At 71.7% G+C, this 17,927-nt stretch carries 20 protein-coding genes; 9 read left to right on the top strand and 11 right to left on the bottom strand.

All coding sequences use genetic code 11. The annotated features are described in order from the left end of the window. Nucleotides 1-168: 168 nt before the first annotated feature. The 7 genes from ACYVLJ_RS34775 to ACYVLJ_RS34745 form a co-directional block, all read right to left on the bottom strand. Nucleotides 169-705: a hypothetical protein gene (locus tag ACYVLJ_RS34775; RefSeq protein ID WP_460441865.1), complete on the bottom strand. Its 537-nt coding sequence runs from the start codon at nucleotides 703-705 to the stop codon at nucleotides 169-171. A 123-nt stretch (nucleotides 706-828) separates the two neighbouring features. Beyond that, on the bottom strand, nucleotides 829-1,386 hold the full coding sequence (locus ACYVLJ_RS34770) for an Asp23/Gls24 family envelope stress response protein (protein WP_460441864.1): 558 nt from the start codon (nucleotides 1,384-1,386) through the stop codon (nucleotides 829-831). Next, nucleotides 1,383-1,910, bottom strand: a complete 528-nt coding sequence (locus ACYVLJ_RS34765; RefSeq protein ID WP_460441863.1) for an Asp23/Gls24 family envelope stress response protein — start codon at nucleotides 1,908-1,910, stop codon at nucleotides 1,383-1,385. Before ACYVLJ_RS34765 ends, ACYVLJ_RS34770 begins: the two co-directional genes overlap by 4 nt. After that, on the bottom strand, nucleotides 1,907-2,281 hold the full coding sequence (locus tag ACYVLJ_RS34760) for an Asp23/Gls24 family envelope stress response protein (RefSeq protein WP_451988567.1): 375 nt from the start codon (nucleotides 2,279-2,281) through the stop codon (nucleotides 1,907-1,909). The genes ACYVLJ_RS34765 and ACYVLJ_RS34760 overlap by 4 nt, the downstream gene beginning before the upstream one ends. Before the next feature lie 3 nt (nucleotides 2,282-2,284). Then, nucleotides 2,285-2,461: a hypothetical protein gene (locus ACYVLJ_RS34755; protein ID WP_451988566.1), complete on the bottom strand. Its 177-nt coding sequence runs from the start codon at nucleotides 2,459-2,461 to the stop codon at nucleotides 2,285-2,287. A gap of 11 nt (nucleotides 2,462-2,472) precedes the next feature. Further along, nucleotides 2,473-2,748 carry a hypothetical protein gene (locus tag ACYVLJ_RS34750; RefSeq protein WP_451988565.1) on the bottom strand — a complete coding sequence of 92 codons (276 nt, stop codon included), beginning with the start codon at nucleotides 2,746-2,748 and terminating at the stop codon, nucleotides 2,473-2,475. Next, complete coding sequence (locus tag ACYVLJ_RS34745) at nucleotides 2,745-3,197, bottom strand: Asp23/Gls24 family envelope stress response protein (protein WP_460441862.1); 453 nt, start codon at nucleotides 3,195-3,197, stop codon at nucleotides 2,745-2,747. Before ACYVLJ_RS34745 ends, ACYVLJ_RS34750 begins: the two co-directional genes overlap by 4 nt. 183 nt (nucleotides 3,198-3,380) lie before the next feature. Here ACYVLJ_RS34745 and ACYVLJ_RS34740 point away from each other — a divergent pair, with 183 nt between their 5' ends. After that, nucleotides 3,381-3,590: a CsbD family protein gene (locus ACYVLJ_RS34740; RefSeq protein WP_460441861.1), complete on the top strand. Its 210-nt coding sequence runs from the start codon at nucleotides 3,381-3,383 to the stop codon at nucleotides 3,588-3,590. 142 nt (nucleotides 3,591-3,732) lie between these two features. Continuing rightward, the gene (locus tag ACYVLJ_RS34735) at nucleotides 3,733-7,773 is read left to right on the top strand and encodes a DUF7507 domain-containing protein (RefSeq protein WP_460441860.1); all 4,041 of its coding nucleotides are present in this window, start codon (nucleotides 3,733-3,735) and stop codon (nucleotides 7,771-7,773) included. Nucleotides 7,774-7,858: 85 nt separating this feature from the next. Here the strand turns inward: ACYVLJ_RS34735 and ACYVLJ_RS34730 are convergent, their stop codons facing one another. After that, complete coding sequence (locus ACYVLJ_RS34730; protein WP_460441859.1) at nucleotides 7,859-8,374, bottom strand: nuclear transport factor 2 family protein; 516 nt, start codon at nucleotides 8,372-8,374, stop codon at nucleotides 7,859-7,861. A gap of 161 nt (nucleotides 8,375-8,535) precedes the next feature. Between ACYVLJ_RS34730 and ACYVLJ_RS34725 the strand changes: the two genes are divergently transcribed. Next, a complete protein-coding gene (locus ACYVLJ_RS34725) occupies nucleotides 8,536-9,849 on the top strand; it encodes an MFS transporter (protein ID WP_460441858.1) in 1,314 nt (437 codons plus the stop codon). 6 nt (nucleotides 9,850-9,855) lie between these two features. Here ACYVLJ_RS34725 and ACYVLJ_RS34720 read toward each other — a convergent pair whose 3' ends face one another. Continuing rightward, nucleotides 9,856-10,323: a MarR family winged helix-turn-helix transcriptional regulator gene (locus tag ACYVLJ_RS34720; protein ID WP_460441857.1), complete on the bottom strand. Its 468-nt coding sequence runs from the start codon at nucleotides 10,321-10,323 to the stop codon at nucleotides 9,856-9,858. A 43-nt stretch (nucleotides 10,324-10,366) separates the two neighbouring features. On the opposite strand from ACYVLJ_RS34720, the gene ACYVLJ_RS34715 reads away from it, so the two are divergent. From ACYVLJ_RS34715 to ACYVLJ_RS34695, 5 genes are read left to right on the top strand one after another with little or no spacing between them, the layout of a single operon-like run. Beyond that, nucleotides 10,367-11,368: an Ldh family oxidoreductase gene (locus ACYVLJ_RS34715; RefSeq protein WP_460441856.1), complete on the top strand. Its 1,002-nt coding sequence runs from the start codon at nucleotides 10,367-10,369 to the stop codon at nucleotides 11,366-11,368. A gap of 48 nt (nucleotides 11,369-11,416) precedes the next feature. Continuing rightward, entirely contained in the window at nucleotides 11,417-12,442 is a 1,026-nt protein-coding gene (locus tag ACYVLJ_RS34710) for an LLM class flavin-dependent oxidoreductase (protein ID WP_460441855.1), read from the top strand. Between the two features lie 2 nt (nucleotides 12,443-12,444). Next, on the top strand, nucleotides 12,445-14,055 hold the full coding sequence (locus tag ACYVLJ_RS34705) for an AMP-binding protein (RefSeq protein ID WP_460441854.1): 1,611 nt from the start codon (nucleotides 12,445-12,447) through the stop codon (nucleotides 14,053-14,055). Then, on the top strand, nucleotides 14,055-14,978 hold the full coding sequence (locus ACYVLJ_RS34700; RefSeq protein WP_460441853.1) for a beta/alpha barrel domain-containing protein: 924 nt from the start codon (nucleotides 14,055-14,057) through the stop codon (nucleotides 14,976-14,978). Before ACYVLJ_RS34705 ends, ACYVLJ_RS34700 begins: the two co-directional genes overlap by 1 nt. 35 nt (nucleotides 14,979-15,013) lie before the next feature. After that, nucleotides 15,014-15,550 (top strand): type II 3-dehydroquinate dehydratase, encoded by a 537-nt coding sequence (locus ACYVLJ_RS34695; protein ID WP_460441852.1) that lies wholly within the window; start codon nucleotides 15,014-15,016, stop codon nucleotides 15,548-15,550. Between the two features lie 30 nt (nucleotides 15,551-15,580). Here ACYVLJ_RS34695 and ACYVLJ_RS34690 read toward each other — a convergent pair whose 3' ends face one another. Next, nucleotides 15,581-16,060, bottom strand: coding sequence for a flavin reductase family protein (locus tag ACYVLJ_RS34690; protein WP_460441851.1), 480 nt, complete (start codon nucleotides 16,058-16,060; stop codon nucleotides 15,581-15,583). 74 nt (nucleotides 16,061-16,134) lie between these two features. Between ACYVLJ_RS34690 and ribA the strand changes: the two genes are divergently transcribed. Beyond that, a complete protein-coding gene (ribA, locus tag ACYVLJ_RS34685; protein ID WP_460441850.1) occupies nucleotides 16,135-17,352 on the top strand; it encodes a GTP cyclohydrolase II in 1,218 nt (405 codons plus the stop codon). A gap of 211 nt (nucleotides 17,353-17,563) precedes the next feature. Here ribA and ACYVLJ_RS34680 read toward each other — a convergent pair. Next, the coding region (locus ACYVLJ_RS34680) for an LLM class oxidoreductase (protein WP_460441849.1) at nucleotides 17,564-17,927 on the bottom strand (364 nt) is incomplete at its 5' end.

The following is a 17,927-nucleotide window of genomic DNA, read 5'->3' as shown; positions in this document are numbered from 1 at the left end:
GGCGGGGTGCCAGCCGGGTGGTCCGGTCGGAGAGGTCGTCGAAAGCGGTGCCGAACGCGGCATCGGTGCCGGCGCGGGCCGGGTCGGGGATCGACCAGTGCAGCCGGTCCCCGGCCGCGAATTCTACAATCCGCGGTGTTGTCTACGCCACCTGAGTGAGGTGGGCCGTCAGCTGTTCGGGATAGAGGGCGAAAATCCCCCGGATTCTCCTTCGATGTTCAAAGGAATAGTGCTGATTATATCAACCTTTTCCGAAGCAGTCGAAGACTTGTCAACGCGAACATTGATGCTCTTGTAGTCGGCGCTCGGGCCAGCGAATATCACGTACGGGTATGCGCTCGAGATCCGCTTCGCCTCGATTCTTAGTTGTTCTAACGAGTACGGGACTGCAACGAAAGATATTCTGTCGGCAAGGGTTGATGTCTTGGCAATTTGACGAATTTCTTGTGGTGTCTCGCCGTGCCAGAACACGGTCGCGCCCTGTGATTTCGAGTCTATTGAGGCCTGAACAAAGCCGTCTGTGTATCTTTCTCTTCCGCTGGTTCTAATTCTTTGAAGAACTGCCTTGAGGCAGTCTATTTCCATAGCGGACTGGCTCCTTTCGGCGTGGTTATCCGTATTGGCGCGCGTCGCTGTCCCCTTGATGCTACCCAGGTCAGCCCGCCCAGGTCTGCGCGCCACTACGGCTGACGCGATCGTGCCCACCGCCGAAAACCCCATCGACTACGCGCCCGGAGGCGGCGAGGTCTGCACCAGGATGAGCGGTCAGAAGTGCGCCGGGGTACTGGAAACCATCGCATCGTGTCTGCTGCCCCGCGCACAGGACCGTCAGGCGACGCGGGACCGTTCTGCGGTGGTGAAGCGCAGCTCGACGCGGGTGGGCAGCGAGTCGAGGTCGAGTGCCTGGCACAGGCGCGGCACACCCTCGTCGCGGATGCGGTCCCGGATCCCGGCGGGGTCGCCGTCCTGCTCGACCGAGACGACCGCGAGCAGCTCGGGGCGCTCGCGGTTCCCGGTGAGCGACGCGGATGCGGTGCGGACCCCGGGGTAGCCGCGCAGCTCCTCGGTGAACGGGCCGACGGCTGCGCTGGTGGCCAGTTCGGCGCTGCCCGCATCGGCTTCCCAGCGCCAGGTGCGGTTGCCCGGCTTGCGGACCAGCTGGGCGGCCAGCCAGCGCAGCCCGGCCAGCGCGACGACTATTCCGGCGGCCGCGATCACGTACCGCACCCAGGTCGGGGGCAGCTCGGTGCCCGGCACGAGTGGCCGGTCCGGGCCGAGTACCGGGAGCCAGTGGAAGCGGATCGCGGCCGGGAGCGCGCCGGCGGCGAGCAGCAGCAGTCCGAAGACCGCGAGCAGGGTCCGGTTGAGACCGGCGGGACGGTTCACGACGTGCTCCTCACTGCGCGAAGACGGACCTTGACCTCGGGACGGCGGACCGGGTCGATCCGGTCCAGCCGGGCCGCGACCGCGACGCGGACCGCGTCGGCGATCCCGTCGGGACGGGTGCGGCGGGTCTGCACCCGGACCCGGACGCTGCGGCGCCGCAGTTTCAGCCGCACTTTCTCCACGCCGTCGACCCGCGCCGCGGCCGCCCGGAGGGTGGAACCGAAGCTGCGGCGCGAGGCACCCGAGTCCAGGTCGCCGCGCAGCGGAAGCACTGTGAGCTTGCCCGGCAGCACGGCCGCGAGCACCAGGACCAGGCCGAGCAGGGCGACGACCCCGCCGGTGATGACGACGGGGAGGTCGGCCCAGCGGACGTCGTGCAGCCGCCGGGCGGTGGCGCCGTAGTCCAGCCACGGGCGCTCGCCGAGGATCAGCTGGATGGCGACGACGGCGGCGAGCGCACCGGCGGCGGTCACGACGAGCGCGGTCAGGACGGCCGGGGTGCTGCGGCGGGGGCGGCGTTTCACGAGACCCTCCTCGAGGACGTGGCCGGCGGGTGCAGCGCGGTGACGGTGATGTCGACTCGGTCGACGTCGAGTCCGGTCAGTTCGCCCACCCGCGTGCGCAGGTGGGCCCGGGCCCGTTCGGTGGTGCGCGCGACCGAGGCCGGGTAGGTGATGGACAGCCGGGTGGCCAGCCGCACCCGGTCGCCGTCGACGTCGGCGTCGACCTTCACCGGGCGGTCGGCGTCTTCGCCGCCGAGCGCGACCCCCAGCACGCGCCCGGCGGCGCCGCCGACGTCACCGATTTCGCGGGCGGCGTGCGCGGCGATCCGTTCGACCGCGTGGCCGGAGATGACCAGTTCACCCCGCTCTTCGGCGGGCACGGTGGCGGTCACGGGTCAGCCCCGGTCCCGGCCGAACAGCTGCGCGAGGTCGATCTTGCCGTCGAGGTGACGGCCGATCAGGAAGCCGATCGCGCCGAGGACGAGGACGGCGAGGAACGCGCCGAACCCGCCGAAAGCGAGGGCGAGGCCGAGCACGAGACCGGTCAGCAAACCTGTCCTGGTGGCATTCATGGGTACCTCCGTCAAGAAGTGGTGGGTGTGGCCACGTCGCCGATGAACACGCGGACGGGCCGGTCGAGGGGGCCGACCGCGGCGCGGACCGCGGCCGCCGCCGCGGACGCGGTCACCGGGTAGCGGAGCACGACTCCGACGGTCACTTCGTCGTCGCCGACGCGGACCCCGGCGACGCGCCGGCCGGGCAGCAGCGTCGCGATTTCCCCGATCCGGCCGCCGTGCGGGCCCGCCACTTCCGGCAGGCCCGCCACGGCAGCGGCGATCGCGACCGCGTCGGGTGTCACTGCACCCGGCCGGTGTCGGAGCCCTGGTCGTCGCTGTCGTCGCCGGGCAGGTTGAGGTCGCCCACGGCGATGTTGACCTCGACCACTTCCAGGCCGGTCATCCGCTCGACCGCGGTGATCACGTTGCGCCGCACCGACCGGGAGAGGTCGGCGATGGACACGCCGTACTCCACGACGAGCTGCAGGTCGACCGCGGCCTGCTTTTCGCCCACCTCGACCGACACGCCCTGGCCCGCCGAGGCGGTCGCGCCCGGGATGCGTTCCCGGATCGCGGAAAAGGCGCGGGCGGCGCCGCCGCCGAGGGAGTGGACGCCGGGCACCTCGCGGGTGGCCAGGCCGGCGATCTTCTGCACCACCGTGTCCGCGATCGTGGTCGCGCCCTGGCTGGTGACGAGGGCGCCGGTCGTCTCCGCGGCGGTGGCGGGGGTCTTCGTGGTCGTCTCGGCCATGGTGTTCCTCCTGCGTCGAGTGGACGGTTGTGCCGGGAGGACCCGGGGTGGGCCGGAATCGTCACGGCCCCGTTCGTGTGAACAGGGTCACGCGGACGTGGCAATGACGAACGGGGCACCGGGGTGTCCTGATGAACAGGACCGTCCACGAAGGACGGTGACCGACACCGGAGGTGCAGGAAGATGTCGTTGGGCGACAAGATCGAGAACAAGGCCGAAGACCTCGGCGGCAAGGCCAAGGAGACGGCGGGCAAGGTCACCGGGGACGACCAGCTGCGCGCCGAGGGCCAGGCCGACCAGGCCAAGGCAGGACTGAAGGACGCGGTCGAGAACGTCAAGGACGCGGTCGGTGACGCGGTCGGCAAGGTCAAGAACGTCCTCAAGAAGGACTGATTCCGGTCCGTGACCGCCGTTCAGCAGTAGTTCCGCACATCCGGGCGCCACGATCGATTGAATGATCATCTTTCCGCCAGCCGTTTTGCGGTCGTCCACGCACGATGACGTGGAGCAGCAGCCGAGGCGGAGGTATCGGTCGATGAGTGGCGTGTCGCGGCGGAAGGTGCCCGCGCTCGTGGTGGTCGCGGCGATGCTCGCGCTCTTCGTGGCCGGCTTCGGACCGGCTGCGCGAGCCATCGCCGCGACCCGCGACTGCGGGTTCGCCTCGGCGGGCACCGGCACCTACGCGCGGACGTTGTGCTGGTTCGACCTGTCCGGGTACGACGCCGCGGAGGCCACTTCCGCGGCGGGCCAGCGGCTGACTTTCACGCTGCCCGGCGGTTACCGGCTCGCGGTCACCCTCAAGGTGTCCGGTGGTCCCGTGGCCGCGAACCGGCTGCCGACCTATTCCGCGGCCTACCTGGGCAACTCCGGGCACTACACGGGAGTGCCGGGACAGCCGGCGCTGTACCAGACCGCCTTCGGCACGACGACGGTCGCCGCGCTCACCGACATCGTCGCCACGGACAGCACCGGAGCGGTGGTGCACGGCTACGGGCTCGTCGGCGCCGACGCCGAGTCGACCGACGCCGGCGAGTCGATCGAGTGGAGCTCGTCCTCGCCGCTCGAATCGCTGACCGCGACCGGGTCCGATCCGGGGATCGGAAACGCCTGCGGCGGTGGGTACACCGGCATCGGCACGCGGACGGTGCGGTGCGCCGGCCGCACGGGCGCCAACAAGACCGGCACCGCGATCATCTCCGCCGAAGACCCCACGTCGTTCAGCCAGCGCATGGTCGGCGGCGGGCGCCAGGCGGTCGGCTTCGGCGTGCTGGTCTCCAGCCTCCAGCTGACCAAAAAGGTCGTTCGCGGCTTCCCCGGCGACTCCTTCGCGGTCTCGGTCGCGGCGCCGGGGGGAAGCGTGCTCGCCTCGGCCGACACCGGCGGCGGCGCTTCGGCGAGCACCGGTGAAGTCACGGTGCTGGCCGGTGCCCGCGGCGGTGACTACACCCTGCGCGAGACGGCGACCGCGGGGCTGCAGTCCAATTACGACAGAGCGTGGTCCTGCACCCGCAACGGAAAGACGGACGGGGAACTGCCCTCCGGCGACGCCGGTGCCTCGGCCCAGGTGCACGTCGACGTCGGCGACTTCGTCTCCTGCACCGTCACGAACACCGGGAAACCCGCGACGCTGAAGCTGGAGAAGCACGCCGCCGCACCGGTCGACGTCAACGGCAACAGGATCACCGACGCGGGCGACACCATCGGGTACACCTTCACCGTCACCAACACCGGCGCGCTCGAACTGCACGACATCGCCGTGACCGACGCCAAGGCCGGGCCGGTCACCTGCCCCCGCCCGAGCCTCGCACCGGGGGAGTCGCAGACCTGCACCGCGCAGGCGCCTTACGTGATCACCCCGGCCGACGAGAACGCCGGGGCGGCGGTCAACACCGCGACCGCCTCCGGGCTGCCGCCGGGCAACGCCACCCGCGTGACGTCCGACCCGTCGTCGACCCGCACCCCGACCGAGAAGCCGGCCCCGGCCCTCACGCTGACGAAGTCGGCCTCACCCGACAACCCGGACGCCTACACCGCCGGCCGGCCGATCACCTACTCCTTCCTGGTGACCAACACCGGCAACGTGCCGTTGAACGGGATCGGGGTCGAGGAGACCGCGTTCTCCGGCAGTGGTGTCCTGTCCGCCGCCGTCTGCCCGGTCGCCACGCTCACGCCCGGCGCGAGCACGACCTGCACCGCCACCTACGTGCTGACCCAGGCCGACGTCGATGCCGGCCGGCTGGACAACACCGCCACCGCGCACGGCAACCAGCCCGGCTCCGCCGACCCGACCACGTCGAACCCCTCGAGCGTCTCGATCCCGACGCCCGCGCACCCGGCGATCACCCTGGTCAAGACCGCCGACCCGACGACTGTCGACCGTGCCGGCCAGGCCGTCGGCTACACGTTCGTGGTCACCAACACCGGCGACGTGACGTTGCGCGGCGTCGGCGTCGCCGAGAGCCGGTTCACCGGCACCGGCCCGGCACCCGTCGTCACCTGCCCGGCCGCGGTGCTCGCCCCCGGCGCCGCGCAGACGTGCCGCGCGACCTACGCGGTCACGCAGGCCGACATCGACGCGGGCGCGGTGGAGAACACCGCCGTCGCGCGCGGGACGCCGCCTCGCGCGACGGAACCGATCACGTCGGCGCCGTCGTCGGCGAAGGTGACCGCCACCCGCTCGGCCGGCCTGACCTTGGCGAAGTCCGCCGACCCGGCCACGGTAACGGCCGTCGGGGAGCTGGTTCGCTACTCGTTCACGCTGAAGAACACCGGAACCGTGACCCTGACCGGAGTGACGGTCACCGAGGGCGCCTTCAGCGGCAGCGGACCGCTGTCCGCGATCACCTGCCCGCCCGGCGGCGCGGTGCTGGCGCCGGAGCAAGTCGTCACCTGCACGGCGGAGTACGCGGTGACCCAGGCCGACCTCGACGCCGGCCGGATCACCAACAGCGCCACCGCGGCGGGCACGCCGCCCCCGGGCTTGCCGAAGGTGACGACGCCGCCGGCGACGGCGGTCGTGACGGCCGGTGGCGGGGCCGAGCTCACCCTCGTCAAGTCCGTCGAACCGGCCACCGTGGCCGGCGCGGGGGAGACCGTGACCTACCGCTTCGCCGTGACCAACACCGGAAACCGCACCCTCACCTCGGTGTCCGTACGCGAGACGGCGTTCAGCGGCACCGGCCCGGCGCCGGTCGTCGAGTGCCCGTCGCGCACGCTGGCGCCAGGGCAGGCGCAGACCTGCACCGCCACCTACACCCTGACCCAGGCGGACGCCGACGCCGGCGCGGTGACCAACACGGCCGAGGCAACCGGAGCCGGTCCCGGCGGCGAACCGGTCACCTCCGGCCCGTCACAGGCGAAGGTGACCGTGCCCGGAAAGCCGGGACTGTCCCTGGTCAAGTCGGCAGACCCGGCCGACGGCGGCCACTTCCGCGCCGGCCAGACGGTCACCTACTCCTTCGTGGTCACCAACACCGGAAACCGCACGCTGACCGCGGTCATGGTGCGCGAAACGGCGTTCTCGGGCACTGGCCGGCCGTCCCCGCTGTCCTGCCCGGGCGGTAGCGCGACGGTGGCCACGCTGGCGCCGGGGGAACAAGCGGTCTGCACGGCCGCATACGTGCTCACCCAGTCCGATGTGGACGCCGGGAAGGTCGTCAACACGGCCGTCGCCACGGGGAACCCGCCCCAGGGCGAACCACCGGTCTCGGATCCGTCGACCGTAGTCGTGCCGACACCGCCGGACGCCGCGCTCACCTTGGCGAAGACGGCCTCACCGGGGACGGTTTCCGCCGCCGGGCAGGAGGTCACGTATGCGTTCGTGATCACCAACACCGGCACCGTGACGCTCACCGCGCTGTCGGTCCGCGAAACCCGCTTCACCGGCAGCGGCGGGCCGCCGGCTCCGGTGTGCCCGGCCGGATCCCTGGTGCCGGGGCAGCACGTGACGTGCACGTCGACCTACCGCGTCACCCAGTCCGATGTGGACGCCGGGCGGATCGACAACACCGCCGTGGCATCGGGAACCCCGCCGGCGGGCGGGCCACCGGCGGAGTCGGCGCCCGCGAGCGCGACCGTGCGGGTCACCGCCGCCGCGGCCCTCGCGATCACCAAGGCGGCCCGGCCGGTCGACGTGAACGGCGACGGCGTGATCAGCGCCGGGGACCGGATCGAGTGGACGGTCACGGTCACCAACACCGGCGCGGTCACGGTCCGGGCGATCCGGGTCGACGACCCGTCCGCGGGCGCGGCCACCTGCCCGGCGACCGCGCTGGCGCCGGGCCAGGCGATGGCGTGCACGGTGCCCGCGCACACGGTCACCGCCGCCGACGTGGCCGCCGGCCGGGTGCGCAACGTCGCCACCGCCGCCGGAACCGGGTCCGACGGAGCGCCGGTCCCCGCCGGTCAGGCGGTCGCCGAGGTCCCGGTCGTTCCCGCACCGGCACCGACCGGCGGCCCGCACCGGCTGCCCGACACCGGCACGGACGTGGGCAGGCTCCTCGGCCTGTCGAGCGTGCTCCTCCTGGCCGGAGCGGCGCTTTGCGCGGCCGTCAGGCGACAGCACCCGACCCGGTGAGCGAGAGCGGCCCCGTCACCCCGACGTCGGCTGACCCAGGGCGCGGCCGGAGTGCGGCACCATCATGCCGAGGATCGACAGGACCTCACCGCGTCGCCGCGCCGCGCGCCATCGCCGAAGGCGGCTCCGGCTTCCGGCCGCCGACGCCGGGGAAGTCGATTTCGGTCGTCCGTGCCTCGTACTGCAGGACCGGAACGTGGCGGCGCTCGGCGATCCGCCAGCCGGAGGAGTCCCGGACCAGCCTGTCCGTCACCTCGACCCAGCGGACCAGGACGCGCGGCTGGTCCTTGAGAACCATTGTCGCGCAGAGGTGGGCGTCCAGTGTCGCGACGTCACCGTCCACTGTGGACCGCAGGCTGCCGATGCTGTGGTCGATGAATCCGAACGGCTCGAGTGAGGACACGAACGTGTCCGCGAACTCGGTGCCGGTGAAGCGGCGCAGGCCCCCGAAGTAGGACAGGTCGGCGTCGGGGGTGAAACAGCTGCGCATGAGCGCCTCGTCCCGGCGATCCATCGCGTGGACGTAGCGCTCGAGCACGTCCCGGACCGCGGGATCGCCGTCCTGTCCCGGGCTCGTCGATGTCGGGGGAGTGGCTGCCATCGAGTAGTCCTCCTGCCGCTGCGTGACCGTCCCGCGACGGTATCTCAGCTAACGAACATATCGCAAGCATGCTTGCATTTCGCGGGGTTGCTCGGTTAGCGTCTCGGCGACCTTGCAGCCGCGCACATCGCCTGCTTCATCGCCTCGAAGGGGAGGCCACCATGACAGCGCCGTCCGAAGCGGAACCCTCAAGAGCGAACATCCTGCGCCGCGCCACGTTGGCCGCCGCGATCGGCAACACCGTCGAGAACTACGACTACGCGGTGTACGGCTTCGTGGCCGCCGTGCTGGCGAAGAACTTCTTCCCCCACGAGACGCCCGGTGCCGCGTTGCTGTCGACATTCGCCGTGTTCGGGGCCGCGTTCGTCGTCCGGCCGCTCGGTGGGCTGCTCCTGGGCCCGATGGCCGATCGCCTCGGCCGCAAGCCCACGCTGGTGCTGACCCTGATCGGCATGGCGCTGGTGAGCACGCTGATCGGCCTGCTGCCCACGGCGGAGACGATCGGCATCGCCGCTCCGGTCCTGCTCGTCGTCCTGCGCATGCTGCAGGGACTCGCGGCGGGCGGGGAGTACGGCACCGCGATCATCTACGCCGCCGAGTTCGCGCCCGCGGACCGGAAGGGCGAGATGGCCGGCCGGGTCCAGATGGGCAGCCTCGCCGGCCTGCTCATCGGCGCGTTCGTCGTGGTGGGGCTCAACCTGTCCCTGAGTCCGCCGGAAATGCAGGCATGGGGCTGGCGGGTGCCCTTCCTGCTGGCGCTGCCGCTGGGGGCGATCGGGCTCTACCTGCGCAGCCGGCTGGGCGAAACCCCGGAGTTCGTCGAGGTCCGGAACAGCACGCGCGAGCAGGCTCCGGTCGACCGGCGCCTGCGGCGCGGCCTGATGCTCGTCGGCGTGGCGGCCACCCACGCCGTGGGCTTCTACCTGGCGTTCACCTACGTGCAGAACCTGATCATCCAGCTCCGCTTCTCCGCGATGACCGCGACGGCCGTGGTCGGGTGTGCCCTGGCGGTGGGCATCGGGCTCGTCGTCGCGGGCGGGCGCCTGTCGGACCGGATCGGGCGCCGCCCGGCCCTGCTCATCGCGACCGCGGTGATCCTGCTTGCTTCGTACCCGCTGATGGCGGGGTTGACGGCCGCGTCGAACCCCTGGCTGCTCGCCGTCTGCGCGGTGCTGCTGGCCGCCGGGCCGTCGTTCTACTCGGGCATCGCGCCGATCACCTACATCGAGCTGTTCCCGGTCCACGCGCGCGGCACCGGTGTGGCGCTGGCCTTCAACGTGGCCGTCGCGATCTTCGGTGGATCCGTCGTCTACGCGACGCAGTGGCTGGTCCAGACGACGGGGGACAACCGTGCCGGCGCGTTCGTCCTCATGGGCTCCGCCGTGCTGAGCGGGCTGACCGCGCTCGGCCTGCGCACCGTGCTCACGCCCGGCGTCCCGCGGTCTGCCGCGCCGCTCGCGCACGAGCCGGCCTGAGTGGGATCACGGCCGGCTCGCTTTGCGTGCCTCCTTGATCTCGGCCTCGACCGCGACGGCGCATCGCCGGAGAGCGGCGATCATCTCGGCGGACTGGCCGGGAGCGAGCACGCCCGCCAGTGTCGACTCGATCTTGTCGACCTCGGCGGCCATCTCGCCGAGGCTGGCCCGGCCCGCGGGGGTCAGCGCCAGCGAAATGGCTCGCTCGCTCTCCGGGTGGGGGCTGCGCTCCACCCACGCCCGGCGCTCGAGGTCGGCGACGATCCTGGTCATCGTCTGGGACTTCACATAACAGCGCCGGGACAGCTGGGCCAGCGACAGATTGGGTTGCCGCTCCAGGATCTTGAGGGCCGCGTAGCCGGACAGCGTCATCCGCCACGGCTTGAGCCGCATCGCCCCGATGTTCGCCACGGCGCGCTCGAGGCGAGTGACCGCGTCGGTGAGGTAGTCCGGCTGGTCAGCGGTTGTGTCCACGCACCCGAGTTTAGACAGCATCCTTACAAGTGGAGGTTCTGACATGCCTGTAGCGACGGCCGGCCTGGCGCTGGACGACGCCCGCCGGATCGTGACCGAGGCGATGGCCGCCGTGGGGTACACCGGAGAGGAGGCCGCGGTCATCGCGGACCACTTGATGGACTGCGAGCTGCGGGGGCTGTCCTACGCCGGCTTGGCCCGCGCGGTCTCGATCATCGAGCGGATCCGCGCGACGGGGTCGCCGCGGCCGATCCGGGTCGTCCGGGAGACCCCGGTGTCGGCGGCCCTGGACGGCGGAGACCAGGTCGGCTACCTCGTCGCCGCCCGGGCGACGGAGCTCGGCGTGGCGAAGGCCCGTGCCCAGGGCATGGCCGTGGTCGGCGCCCGTGAGACCTGGTACACGGGGATGTTCTCGTACTACCTGGAACGCATCGTCGCCGCCGGGTTCGTCGGCATGATCGCCGGCAGCGCGCCGGCGCTCGTCGCTCCGCACGGGGGCACCGAGTCCCGGTTCGGCACCAATCCGATCGCGTTCGGCTTCCCGACGGCCGACGGCCCGCTGATCTGGGACATCGGCACGTCGTCCATCACCCACGCGGAGGTCACGCTCGCGGCCCGGCTCGGCGAAGAACTGCCCGCGGGCAAGGCTTTCGACCCGGCCGGCCGGCCGACCACCGACCCGGCCGCGGCCCTGCGGGGTGCGTTCACCGTCTGGGGCGGGCACAAGGGTTCCGGGCTCGCCCTCGTCGTGCACCTCCTCGGCATGCTCGCCGGTGCTTCGGCGACCCCGGTCGGCGTCTCCGACTGCGGCTTCCTGGCCGTCGTCATCGACCCGTCGGCGCTCGGTGACGCCGCCGACTTCCGTGCCCGTGCGGCCGAATTCGCCGAGTCCGTCCGTGCCACCCGCCCCGTCGACGCCGGTACGGCGGTGCGGGTTCCCTTCGACCGCTCGGCGGCCCTTCGGGCGGAGACCCTTCGTCGCGGAACGATCGAGGTCACGGCGCACGTGCTGGAAATCCTCAGGCGGGTGGCTCTGGAGAAATAGACAGCATGCTTATATAGTGCAAGCACACTGACATTAGGAGAGTGCGTCATGGTCGACTTCTTCACGGGGCTCCAGCCGCTCGAACCGGGCGAGACCGATCCCGCCGGGCTCGCCGAGCGGGTGCGTGCGCTCGACGCTTCGGAGGCGATCGACCGGGTGCTCGTGGGGTACTCGTCGATCTGGCCGCACAACCACGCCACCGCGCCGTACCTGCTGGCGATGACCGAGAAGTTCTCGCCGATCGTGGCCCACCGCCCCGGGGTGATGGCTCCGGTGGCGGCGGCCCGGTACTTCGCCACCCTCGACGTGCTGGCACGCGGGCGGCTGGCGATCAACGTGGTGGTGGGGGGCTCGGACAAGGATCTCCGCCGCGAGAGCGACGACACCCCGAAATCCGAGCGCTACGAGCGGGCGATCGAGTACCTCGACCTGGTCCGCCGAACCTGGACCGAGCCGTCGTCGTTCGACCACCACGGCCGCTTCTTCACCGCGGACAACGTCAAGATCCTCACCCGGCCCGTCCAGGGCGAGGTCCCGATCTTCATGGGCGGCGAGAGCGACGCGGCGGTCGACTTCGGCGCCCGGCACGCCGACCTCTACATGCTGTGGGGCGAGCCCTTCGCCGGAACGCGGGAGCGCGTCGCCCGGGTGCGGGCCGCGGCGGAAAACTACGCCCGGCCGATGGCGTTCTCGTTGAGCCTGCGCCTGTTCCTCGGCGAGACCGAGGACGACGCGTGGGCGAAGGCCCGCGCGGTCGAACGGCAGATCGCCGACGCCCAGGGCGGCCACGCCTTCCTGCGCTCGTCGGCGACCGACAACTCCGTCGGGCGGCAGCGAGCGCTGGCCCTGACCGACGAAGAGCTCCACGACACCTGTTTCTGGACCGGGCTGACCAAGCTGCTGGGCGGGTTCGCCAACTCGCAGGCGCTGGTCGGGACCGAGGAGCAGATCCTGGACACCCTGGGCACCTACCGGGACCTGGGCATCGGGACCTTCCTGGTGACCACCGGAGCCGAAGCCGGCTGGGACCCCGCCCTCGAAGACTTCCTGCTGCGCGCCAAGAAGGAGCTCTGACCGTGCTCGACCTGAGTTCACTGGGCGGCGGCACGGTCGGCGGGCTGCTCGCCGACCGTGCCGGCCGTACGCCCGGAAAACCGGCGCTGCTCTTCGAAGACGAGCAGCTGAGCTACGCCGAACTGGACGCCATGGCCTCGGCCGTGGCGCGCGGCCTGCTCGGCCTCGGCATCACCCCCGGCACGTCGGTCGGCGTGTTCCTGCACAACCGGACGGAAGTGCTTGGTGCCTTCTTCGGAATCGCCCGGGCCGGCCTGGTCGAGGTGCCGGTGAACACCGCCTACAAGGGCGCCTTCCTCGAGCACGCGCTCGGGCACACCGACGTGCGGGTCCTGCTCACCGAGCCCGGGCTGCTCGACCTCGTCGCCGCGCTGCCGGAACGCCCCCGCGCCCTGCGGACGATCGTGCTGCTGGCCGACGAGCTCCCGGCCGGCGTGTCGCTGCCCGGTGTCGAGATGCTCACCTGGAACGCCATGCTCGCCCGGGGCGACGCGGCGACGCCGTTCCCCGAGATCGGCCTGGGCGACCCGGTGGGGATCATGCTGACCTCCGGGACCACCGGCCGCAGCAAGGGTGCCGTCTACCCGGCGCTGATGCCCGTGGTCGCCGCGCACGAGTTCGCGGTGGCCATGGAGACCACCGCCGACGAGCGGCTCTACACCTGCCTGCCGCTGTTCCACGGGGCGGCGAAGATCAACATCTCCCTGCACGCCGTCGCCGCCGGCGCCACCATCGTGCTCGGCAGGCGGTTCAGCGCGAGCCGGTTCTGGGACGAGATCCGCCGCCACGACGTCACGCAGTTCAACGCCCTCGGTTCGGTCCTGCCGATGCTGCTCGCCCAGCCCGCGTCGGACCGCGACCGCGACCACCCCGCCCGCAAGGTCTTCGCCGCGCCCGCGCCGCCTCCGGTGCTGACCGCGGTCGAGGAGCGCTTCGGGGTGCACGTCGTGGAGGGCTACGGCCTGACCGAGATCAAGACGATCGTCTGGAACCCCATCCAGCGCCGCAAGATCGGCTCGATGGGGGTCGCGTCCGCCACGACCCTCCTCGAGGTCCACGACGACCTGGGCTTCCCGGTCGCGCCCGGGCAGGTGGGCGAGATCGTGTACCGGCCGCGCGTTCCGCACGTGATGTTCTCCGGCTACTACCGCCAGCCGGAAGCCACCGTGGAGACGTCCCGCGATCTGTGGTGGCACACCGGAGACCTCGGCTTCGCCGACGAAGACGGCTACTTCTACTTCGTGGACCGCAAGAAGGACGCGCTGCGCCGTCGCGGTGAGAACGTGTCCTCCCAGGAGGTCGAAGCCATCCTGCTCGGCCATCCTGCCGTGGCCGAGGCCGCCGCAATCGGGGTCGCCTCCGACCTCGGCGAGCAGGAGGTCCTGGCCGTCATCCAGGTCGCCGACGGCGCCGAGATCGACCTGAAGGACCTCTTCGCGCACTGCGACCGGTCCATGCCCCACTTCATGGTTCCCCGCTACTACCGGCTCGTCGACGAGTTCCCGGCGACGCCGACCGGCAAGATCCGCAAGGCGGCGCTGCGGGAGGCCGGGCTCACCGACGACGCCTGGGACGCCGAAGCCGCGGGCCTGACCCCCACCCGGCACCGCTGATGACCGGCGTCCGGCTGCGCGAGATCGCGCCACGGCTCACCTTCCAGGCCCACCCGGTACCGACCGAGGTGAAGATCAAGCTCGTGCAGCGGCTGGCCCGAGCCGGGATCCGGAACTTCGAGCTGTCTTCGTTCGTGCGCCCCGACCTCGTGCCCGGCCTGGCCGACGCCGCCGAGGTGTTCGGCGCGGTGCGCGCGCTGCCCGGTCTGACGCTGGGCTGCTGCGTCGGCAACGAGCGGGGCCTGCGCGCCGCTGCCGCCGCCGGCGCGGACTCCGCGACCTTCCTGCTCTCGGCCGACGACGCCTTCGCCAAGGCCAACATCGGGCGCAGCACCTCGGAGTCCCTCGACGAGCTCGAGCGCCTGGTCGGCGTCGCCACGGACCTGGGGATCACCCTCGGCACCTACGTCATTTTCGCGTGGGGCGGCCCCACCGGGCCCGCCCGCGGCCCGGCCGAGTTCGAGCCGCTGGCCCGCCGGCTCACGGAGATCGGCGTCGCCGAGTGGGTCTTGGCCGACTCCGTCGGTTACGCCGCCCCGCCCCAGATCCGCGAGCTGCTCGACGTCGCGGCCCGCCACGTGCCCCTCGGCTCGCTGACCGTCCAGGTCCACGACAACCGGGGGCTGGGTGTCGCGAACGTCCTGGAACTCGCCGCCCTCGGCGTCGGCACCATCGACGTCTCCCTCGCCGGCAGCGGTGGCCATCCGGCGATGCCGGGCCAGCGCGGGGGCGGAGTCTGCACCGAGGACGCCGTCCAGGCCCTCGAACTCGCCGGCCACGCCACCGGAACCGACCTGGCCGCCCTGGTCGACACGGCGAACTGGCTCGAGCGCGCCGGCGTGCCCGGGCTGGGGTTCGTCCGGCACGTCGGCCCGGTGCCCGAAGCGGCGAACGCTCCGGACGCGATGACCTTTTCCTGGTGAGAACCCTTACGAGCACAAGAAAGCGAGCCGCCACCATGACGACCGTACCTGCCATCGCCGGGCTCCGCACGAGCGACCAGCGCTACACGATCGCCGTGATCGACGGCCCGAACGTCTCCAACCTCGCCCGGCGGAGCAAGCGGATGTACGGGCCCCACGCCTCCGCCGAAGGCCTCGGGGAGTTCGTCCTGGAGTGGGGCGGCCGGCTCGGCGTCGAGGTGGAACGGTTCCTGTCGAACCACGAAGGCGACATTCTCGAGTACATCCACGAGTCGGGCGACCGGGTGGACGGCTACGTCGTCAACCCGGCCGGGCTGACCACCACCAGCCACTCGGTCCCGTTCGCCCTCTACGACACCGGCAAGCCGGTGGTCGAGGTGCACTTCGCCAACATCAAGGCGTCGGCGGCGACCGAACGCGGCCCGGTCATCGGCCCGGGCGTGTCGACCTTCACGCCCTTGGTTTCCGGGCAGTTCATGGGAATGCGCGAGTACAGCTACGCGGGGGCGTTGCTGTCCCTGGTGCTCTCGTTGGACGACAAGACCTTCTTCGGCGCCGAGCGCGGGGCCTGATCCCGCGCTCAGCGTGCCGGTACCACCAGCTCACGCAGTCGCGAGCTGGTGGTACCGGCTCCGGAAGAACAGCAGCGGGTCGGCGGTGGCGTCGGCGGCCAGATCGTCGACGCGGCCGATGACGATGTGGTGGTCGCCCGCGTCGTGGACCGCCTCGATCGTGCAGCCGATCCAGGCGACGACCCCGTCGAGCACGGGGTCGCCGTGCGGGCCGGGGTGCCAGCTCAGGCCGGCGAACTTGTCCCCGCCCGGTACCGCCAGCGCACGGCAGACGTCCGCCTGCCCGGCGGCGAGCACGTTGGCGCAGAACGTTCCCCGCCGGACGATGGCGGGGAACGTCGAGGAGCTCTTGCCCGGCAGGAAGGCCACCAGGGGCGGGTCGAGCGAGACCGACGTGAACGACGAAACCGCCATGCCCACCGGTCCGCCCGCCGCGTCGAGCGAGGTGATCGCCGCGATGCCGCTGGGGAAGTGCGCCAGGGTGGACCGGAACTGCCGTGATGTAAGCATGCTGACAGAGTAGAAGCTCGAGGCGAGCAGATGCAAGCGTGCGAACACAATGCAAGCATGCTTATAATACGGTCATGGATCGAGTGAGCGTGGCGCTGGGCGCCGTGAGGGAGGGCCGGCCGGTGCTCGTGACCGACGCCGCCGACCGCGAGAACGAGGGCGATGTGGTGCTCTCCGCGCACGCCGCGACCGCGCCGTGGATCGCGTGGACCATTCGCCGCACGTCGGGACTGCTGTGCGCCCCGATGTCCGCGCGGCGTGCCGCCGACCTCCACCTGCCCCCGATGGTGAACCACAACGAGGACCCGCGCGGCACCGCCTACACCGTCACCGTCGATGCGAAAACCGGGGTGAGCACCGGAATCAGCGCCCCCGACCGGACGCGGACCCTGCGGCTGCTGGCCGACCCGTCGGCCACGGCCGCGTCCTTCGTCCGCCCCGGGCACGTGCTGCCGCTGCGCGCGCGTTCCGGCGGAGTGCTCGAGCGGCCGGGGCACACCGAGGCCGCGGTCGACCTGTGCCGGCTCGCCGGATTGCCGCCTGTCGGGGTCATCGCGGAACTGGTCGCCGACGACGGGTCCATGCTGCGAGGTCCCGGTGTCGACGCACTCGCGAGCCGGTCCGGTCTGCCGACGCTGACCATCACCGAACTGATCGCGTATCGCCGCAGGCATCCTTTGCCGGCCGAGGAGGAGCCGCGTGTCGTGCGGACCGCCGAGACCAGCCTGCCGACCCGGCACGGCCGCTTCCGGGCGCTGGGCTACCTCGACCTGCGCACCGGTGCCGACCACCTCGTGCTCGTCCGCGGCCGCCTCCGCGACGAGGCCACGGTGCGGGTGCACTCCGAGTGCCTCACCGGCGAATCGTTCGGCTCTCACCGGTGCGACTGCGGCCCGCAGCTCGATGCCGGCCTGGCCCGGATCGGCCGCGACGGCGGCGCGCTGGTCTACCTGCGCGGGCACGAAGGGCGGGCGATCGGCCTCGGCAAGAAGCTGGCGGCGTACGAACTCCAGGACGGGGGACTGGACACAGTGGACGCTAACCTCCGGCTCGGCGCGCCGCCCGACGCGCGCGAGTACGGCGCCGCCGCGGCCATCCTGCGTGACCTCGACCTCACGCGCGTCCGGCTGCTGACCAACAACCCGGACAAGATCCGGGACCTGGAAGCAAACGGAGTCACGGTCACCCGGCGGCTCCCGCTCACGGTCGGCGCCGGGCCGGCGAACCTCAGCTACCTGACCACCAAACGGCACCGCATGGGTCATCTGGCCGACGAGCAGGAAACCGGCTGAGGGCACCTCCTGCTCGCGGTGGCCGAGAACGTCTTCGACGCCCAGGAGCCTTTCTGAACCGGCTGACTTCGCGTGCGGCGTGGCTGGCCTGGCGTGAAGCGGTCGTCGAGCGCCACCGCGAGCAGGGCCGCACTGCCCGCTCGGGGTGCGGATCGCCGGCACAGCCCGGCGGCGCAGGCATTCGGGCCGCCCGGCGCGCGGCCTGCGTCCGCTACGCCTTCACCGCGCGGGCCGCGTCGGCGATCACGCGCAGAACGCCCATCGGGTCTTCGCTCACCGCGTGCACGCCGACGTGGTCCGCCCCCGCCGCCAGCTCCGCGCCGATGCCGGTCGCGATGGCCGGTGCGTCGCCGTGCAGGGCCAGCGCGTCGATGAGGCGGTCGCTGAAGGGAGCCGTCAGGTCCTGGTCGGTGTAGCCGATCCGCCGGAGGTTGCCGGCGTAGTTGGCGATGCCCAGCATGGGGCGGACGGCGGCTCGGCCGGCCGCGCGGGCGCGCTCGACGACGGCGTCCAGCACCACGCCGTGCCCGGGCACCACCAGCTTGCCCGGACCGAGGACCTGCCGGGCGAGGCGG

The sequence above is a fragment of the Amycolatopsis stemonae genome (assembly GCF_054781455.1).
This window is presented reverse-complemented; position numbering and strand designations above follow the sequence as displayed.